Annotated in this window: 8 protein-coding genes; 6 read left to right on the top strand and 2 right to left on the bottom strand. The window is 40.0% G+C overall.

The features are described 5' to 3' along the window. Positions 1–1,109: 1,109 nt before the first annotated feature. The 6 genes from BMZ06_RS20220 (at position 1,110) to BMZ06_RS20195 (ending at position 3,886) form a co-directional block, all read left to right on the top strand. Positions 1,110–1,451: a helix-turn-helix domain-containing protein gene (locus BMZ06_RS20220; protein ID WP_089755035.1), complete on the top strand. Its 342-nt coding sequence runs from the start codon at positions 1,110–1,112 to the stop codon at positions 1,449–1,451. Positions 1,452–1,554: 103 nt separating this feature from the next. Further along, a complete protein-coding gene (locus tag BMZ06_RS20215; protein ID WP_089755033.1) occupies positions 1,555–1,740 on the top strand; it encodes a hypothetical protein in 186 nt (61 codons plus the stop codon). Positions 1,741–1,766: 26 nt separating this feature from the next. Next, entirely contained in the window at positions 1,767–2,066 is a 300-nt protein-coding gene (locus BMZ06_RS20210; RefSeq protein ID WP_089755031.1) for a TIGR04104 family putative zinc finger protein, read from the top strand. A gap of 37 nt (positions 2,067–2,103) precedes the next feature. Further along, entirely contained in the window at positions 2,104–2,865 is a 762-nt protein-coding gene (locus tag BMZ06_RS20205) for a class I SAM-dependent methyltransferase (RefSeq protein WP_089755029.1), read from the top strand. A gap of 215 nt (positions 2,866–3,080) precedes the next feature. Next, entirely contained in the window at positions 3,081–3,359 is a 279-nt protein-coding gene (locus BMZ06_RS20200; protein ID WP_175477953.1) for a MerR family transcriptional regulator, read from the top strand. A gap of 62 nt (positions 3,360–3,421) precedes the next feature. Then, complete coding sequence (locus tag BMZ06_RS20195) at positions 3,422–3,886, top strand: SRPBCC family protein (RefSeq protein ID WP_089755027.1); 465 nt, start codon at positions 3,422–3,424, stop codon at positions 3,884–3,886. Between the two features lie 172 nt (positions 3,887–4,058). Here BMZ06_RS20195 and BMZ06_RS20190 read toward each other — a convergent pair whose 3' ends face one another. Both BMZ06_RS20190 and BMZ06_RS20185 read right to left on the bottom strand, forming a co-directional pair. Then, positions 4,059–4,820, bottom strand: a complete 762-nt coding sequence (locus BMZ06_RS20190) for a sporulation protein (protein WP_089755025.1) — start codon at positions 4,818–4,820, stop codon at positions 4,059–4,061. A gap of 220 nt (positions 4,821–5,040) precedes the next feature. Next, positions 5,041–5,240 (bottom strand): zinc ribbon domain-containing protein (locus BMZ06_RS20185; protein ID WP_139205820.1); only part of this gene is annotated, 200 nt, incomplete at its 5' end.

Genomic DNA, 5,240 nt, shown 5'->3' with positions numbered 1-5,240 from the left:
CTGGTATGTTTTGAAACGTCTAGCTCTGTTTAACAACAAGAAAAGACAGCGCCGAAATCTTCATGGTCATTTGGAGGAAGTAAAGAAACAAACCCAGTATCAACTGGTGTGCTTAGCCAAGTAGGGTAACCGTAATGCCAAAGAAAGAAGAACATCGGAAAGCCGTATGAGGGAGAACCTCACGTACGGTTTGATGAGGGGGAGCTGAAAGTAAAAGGGGAGAAATCCCTTTTGAAATCAGTTCTCTACTCTACCGCGGAAAGCGAAATCGTCCCCCGGAGGACCTTCCGCTCAACAAATGTCTCGAAACTGAGTCTTCAACAAACGTGAGCTTATCTGAAATTATCTTTGAGAATTAACAGTGTTACTTGTAATTCATGAAGGGGTTTGGTTATTGGTCGTAGGTTTTGTTGGTCTTTCTATCGATATGACCATCAAGTCAAAGTTAGAAGAATAAAAATATTATCCTCTTTTATCCATTGACTAGTCGGTCATTTACGTTTATGTTAGTAGTGTAATTGAATATTTTCCTTCTAAGGGGAGTAGCTTTTACAGCAAAGTCGTCAATCCAGAGTGAACTTCACTCTCGGCTTTGTTGGCAGTGATGCTGTTAGCAAGACCTTACCGTCCGGGTATAGGTCTATAGATATGGAGTGGCCTATACACATGTATAGGTCACTTTTTTATGAACAATGAAGAAGAGAGAAAAGATGATAGTAACCTACAATATTATAGAAGTGGATTCGATGATTGTGGGTGGGAAGCCATAAGTATGAGGCGTAATAGGGGGAGGCAGAAAAATGTCCGGAATTTTCAATTCGAGCATTCAAAAGTTAAAGGACGAGGGAGTAAATATTAAACAGACACCGATGAAGAAAAAAGATTGGAAGAATATGTTTTACAGCATGAAGAAAAACCCACTCATTTGTTTTAGACCAGGGGAATATAGACGGTCTTAATACAGATGAAACAAGGAGTTTGGGGAGATGTAGAGAATATGTTGAGGAGCAGACTGGAATCTGTGGTAAAATCCGGTAAGAAGCTGATAAGTTGAAAAAATAGAGAGGTAAGCTGTCTCTATATACCAGAACATATGAATGGAGGATATAATGAAGCAAATGGCTAGTAGTCTAGCGCAGATTTTTTTAGGTTTATGTATTTTAGCAGGGTCCTGGATGATCGCCGATGCGATGAAAGAAAATAATCCTTCTGGGAATTCTATTGAACAGGTACAAGTGAAACCCCAGTCGAAAGATCAATTATTGAGTCATTCGGAATTACAAGAATACTTAGGAATTAACCAGGACCAAGTGGAAAAGCTCCTTCCACAAAAGGAAGGAAACGTCACCAAAAGCCAAATTCCATACATACAGATTGGCTATGAATACTATTTTCCAGTCAAAGCGGTTGATCAATGGCTTGAAGAAACGGAAGCTGCAATTTTTGATTGAAGATTCTTAAAGTTTACTGATAAAAATGAATAGATAAGCAGAAAACTAGTTGCTATAAGTATTGATTTAAACATGCTAAAAAAACTCTTGGAGGAATGAAAGCATGCATAAGTATCAAAAACTGACTGTCTCTTTTGCTTTTCTAAGTGCTTCCTTTTTAGCAGGAGGATTAGTGTTTCAATCCTATACAGAGTATTCGATACTCGTTGGATGGGGAGGAAATCTTATCGCGAATTTTTTTGCTTTATTTTATGCTTTAAAGTGGAGTAGAAGACGACAAACAATGTAAATGTGATATAAAGAGGAGTGTGAAAAATGCCTGTATGCAAAAGCTGCAAAGAAGAATGGACATGGGGTGAAACCATGAAGAAATCTTTTACCTTAGCTGCTGGAATTACGTGCCCGCATTGTGAAAAGAAGCAATACCTTACTGCTTCCTCCAGAAAGAAAAGCAGTCTAAGTATTTTCCTTATTCCTCTCGTTATGTTGATCTCTCTCTTATTCGATAACTCTTCCCCACTCTTTTTATTCTTTTTAATAGGAATTGGAGCACTTGTGATGAGCATTCAGCCGTTCATCATGGAATTATCCAATGAAGAGGAGCAGCTTTGGTAATGAGTTCAGATTATGAAAAGGGAGAGGAGACTTACCGATGAAAGAAACCGATTTTTCTACTATTGCTGATCATTACGATAACAATCAGTATAGAGTCGAAGAAATAGAGAAAGATACGACCTTAAAATCCTATATGAATCAACATCAGAAAGAGCAGTATGAAGTGCTCGATTTATCATGTGGAACAGGGCTGTACCTTGCTAAGCAAGTTCCTTTATTCCAGGATGAGCAAGTTCGGTGGACTGGATTGGATGCGTCTAAAGCAATGCTGGAAAAAGCAAAAGAAAAGCTTGGATCGATTCAGTGGGTTCAAGGCTATGCAGAGAATATGCCATTTGAGTCAGACAAATTTGACTACATAATCAATAACTATTCGTTCCATCATTACAAGGAAAAAGAAAAAGTTTTGGATGAGATCACTCGTGTTCTCATGCCAAGTGGACAGTTTAAAATGCATAATATTGCTATTCATTCCATGCCAAAATGGTGGGTGTATCACTATTTTCCTCAAGCTTATGCAGAGGATGTACAAAGATTCTGGCATCCAGAGAAGATTTATGAAGAACTTAGGAAAAGAGACTTTGAGGTACAATTAAAAGTGAACGATCGGCATGAAGAGATACTGACAGCCGATTATCTTCCGTACGCTGAAAACAGAGATATATCTGTACTAACGCTCATCAGCGATTCCGAGTATGAAAAAGGACTAAACAAGATGAAGCAGGAGGTAAAGGAAGATCCTCTCAAAACCATTCCTCATGAATTTGCGGAGCTGTTCATCACTGCAAAAAAACGGTAGATGATTGGAGAGGCGCTTTTGCTAAAAATTACCACCAAAAGTGTGACTAAATTAAGCCTCATTAGAGGATAGGAACGAATTTTATTTAAGGATTAGAACACTTAGAATCACTACGATTTCTTATTCACCAGTAGAAAGTATAGACGTTACTGAATCTCTATTGACTGTGTGGTGTACCCCATAGTTTAAGATAAAAGAGTAGGAGAGACGTCCTCATGTATAAAGTCAGTGAGTTTTCAATTTTAACAGGACTAAGCAAAGAAACATTAAGGTACTATGCGGAAGTCGAGCTATTAGATCCTGTTTTTATCGATCCAGCGAACCAATACAGATACTACGACGACGGGTCCTACCTTCTCGCTTTATTATTGGGTAAACTACGAGGCTTCGGTTTGACTATCCAGGAAATGAAGATCGTTATGAACGATCAGTCTTTTACCAATCTGGAAGGATTATTGCTTGAGAAAAAGGAAAATATCGAGATTCAGATATAAGAGCTGCGTTCAAAGATGGAAGATATTGATCAGTTTATCGAGTCTGGAAGGGAGACGGATGAATGATGGAATGGAAAGAAGAACGCATCATTGAAGCAAATATTGAAACGGTATGGAATTTATTCCGGGAAGAAAACATGCCTGTCATTATGCCAAAAGTCATTGAAAATGAGCCGGTTCACATAGAAGAAGGTGGAGTAGGTTCTAAATACCGGCAAAAGTACCAGGAGGGGAAACGGGTAGAAACCTATATCGTGGAAACGGTAGGTTATGAAGATACGGATGAGAAAAAATATAAACAACTCAGTTTTACTTTGGCGAAGGCCTTCAAGATTAATTTTTCTTTTACTTTGGAAAAAGTGGAGGAGTCCAGGACCCGTTTTATTTATGAAGGGAAGAACCAGGGCGTTAACTTTGTAGGTAGAGTGCTTATGAAGCTTGGTAGTAAGAAGAACAACGAAAAAGTCGTTCAGGAGTTTATGGACCGTGTTGAGGAAGAAGCATTAAAAGCAGAAGTGAAGACTTAAAAAAGGAGCGCAGACGCTCCTTTTTTGCATTGAAAAATGACCACTGCGCACCCTCTTCTGATAATAGGGGAAGCCTAACGTAAGCTTATTGCTGAAATTTTATAAGTAAAAGATGGATTCTTTTGCTGATTCATAATAACACGTCCAGGCGCATACCTGGACGTGTTTTCTATCATTGTTTAAATTGATCAATGGTTTGCTGCAGCTTGCGTGCCACACCATCTAACGAACCGTTCAGATCCTCGCTCGTGAGCGTGACTTTCGTTCGGCTTTCATCCATTTCTAAGGCTTCTGCAAATAACCCACCAAGACCGCGGGCACGTCGATCCACTTCAAGCATCACATCTAGATGGTTTTCTTTTAGAAAGAAAATCGCTTCCAATTCGTCTAAGTAAGAACGGTATTCTCCGCCCGGGGCGAATTCGAATTCCTGCACATAGCCAAAGTGTTTGGAGTACTCCATTTCCACTTCTCTAAGGCGGAAACCGAGTCTGTTCTCTAATGCGTCCAGCACTTTTTCAATGTAAGGGTGCGGGGACACCTTAATCGGATCGCGATCTTCTGGATCCAGGGCCATCGGAATATCCAGTCCGGTTTCAAACCACAGTGGCAGTCTTCCGAGGGAGGCTGGGGTATGGTACGGAAGCTGAATGGAAAATGGGATTTCCTTTGTTTCGCCTTCTTTGATAGTCTCCTGATGAGCGATCGGGTATTTCTGGATCGCGACTTTTTCTTTGATTTTCTTATCCCCGGATTCACGGAGAGCTTCTGTCATGAGGAAAATGTGGATGGAGTCGATGGATTGTTCTACATCTCCACCTTTGATGACGACTTTCCCGTGCACGTCTTCACCTGGTACAAACTGTGCTTTTTCCAACTGGGTGTCCACCTTAGCGGCTCCTACGCCTACACTTGCTAAAAATTTCTTGAACATCAATATCTCCTCCTTTCCTTGATTATACGAAAAAATGACGGGAAAAGGTTCAAATTTTTCTTTAATTGTTTCCCACTCATATAATTAATTACGTAGTGAACTACCCTCCACTTACCACCCTTACGGGTCGCTTGAAGTGGGGGCTTCTTGGGTAATCGCCACTTTTGTTAGCTGACGAAATAGACCAAGCTAACCCTCTTGTTCCAAGAGTTTATATTCATTAGAGCAGTGCTAATAGCCGAATTCCTTCTTTTTTGATGTTGAGAGCCGAATTGTAATCTCTATCGAGATTCACCCCGCACGAACAAGTGTATGTCCGAATATTCATAGGCATCGGCTTTGTATTTCCACAATGCGAACAAGTTTGTGTAGATGGGTACCATTTATCAATCTTGATCAAATGCTTTCCTTGTTCGTTCA

The organism is Halobacillus alkaliphilus, from assembly GCF_900113125.1.
GTDB classification, from domain to species: domain Bacteria; phylum Bacillota; class Bacilli; order Bacillales; family Halobacillaceae; genus Halobacillus; species Halobacillus alkaliphilus.
The sequence above is the reverse complement of the archived record's forward strand: the minus strand, read 5'-3'. Positions and strand labels throughout refer to the sequence as shown.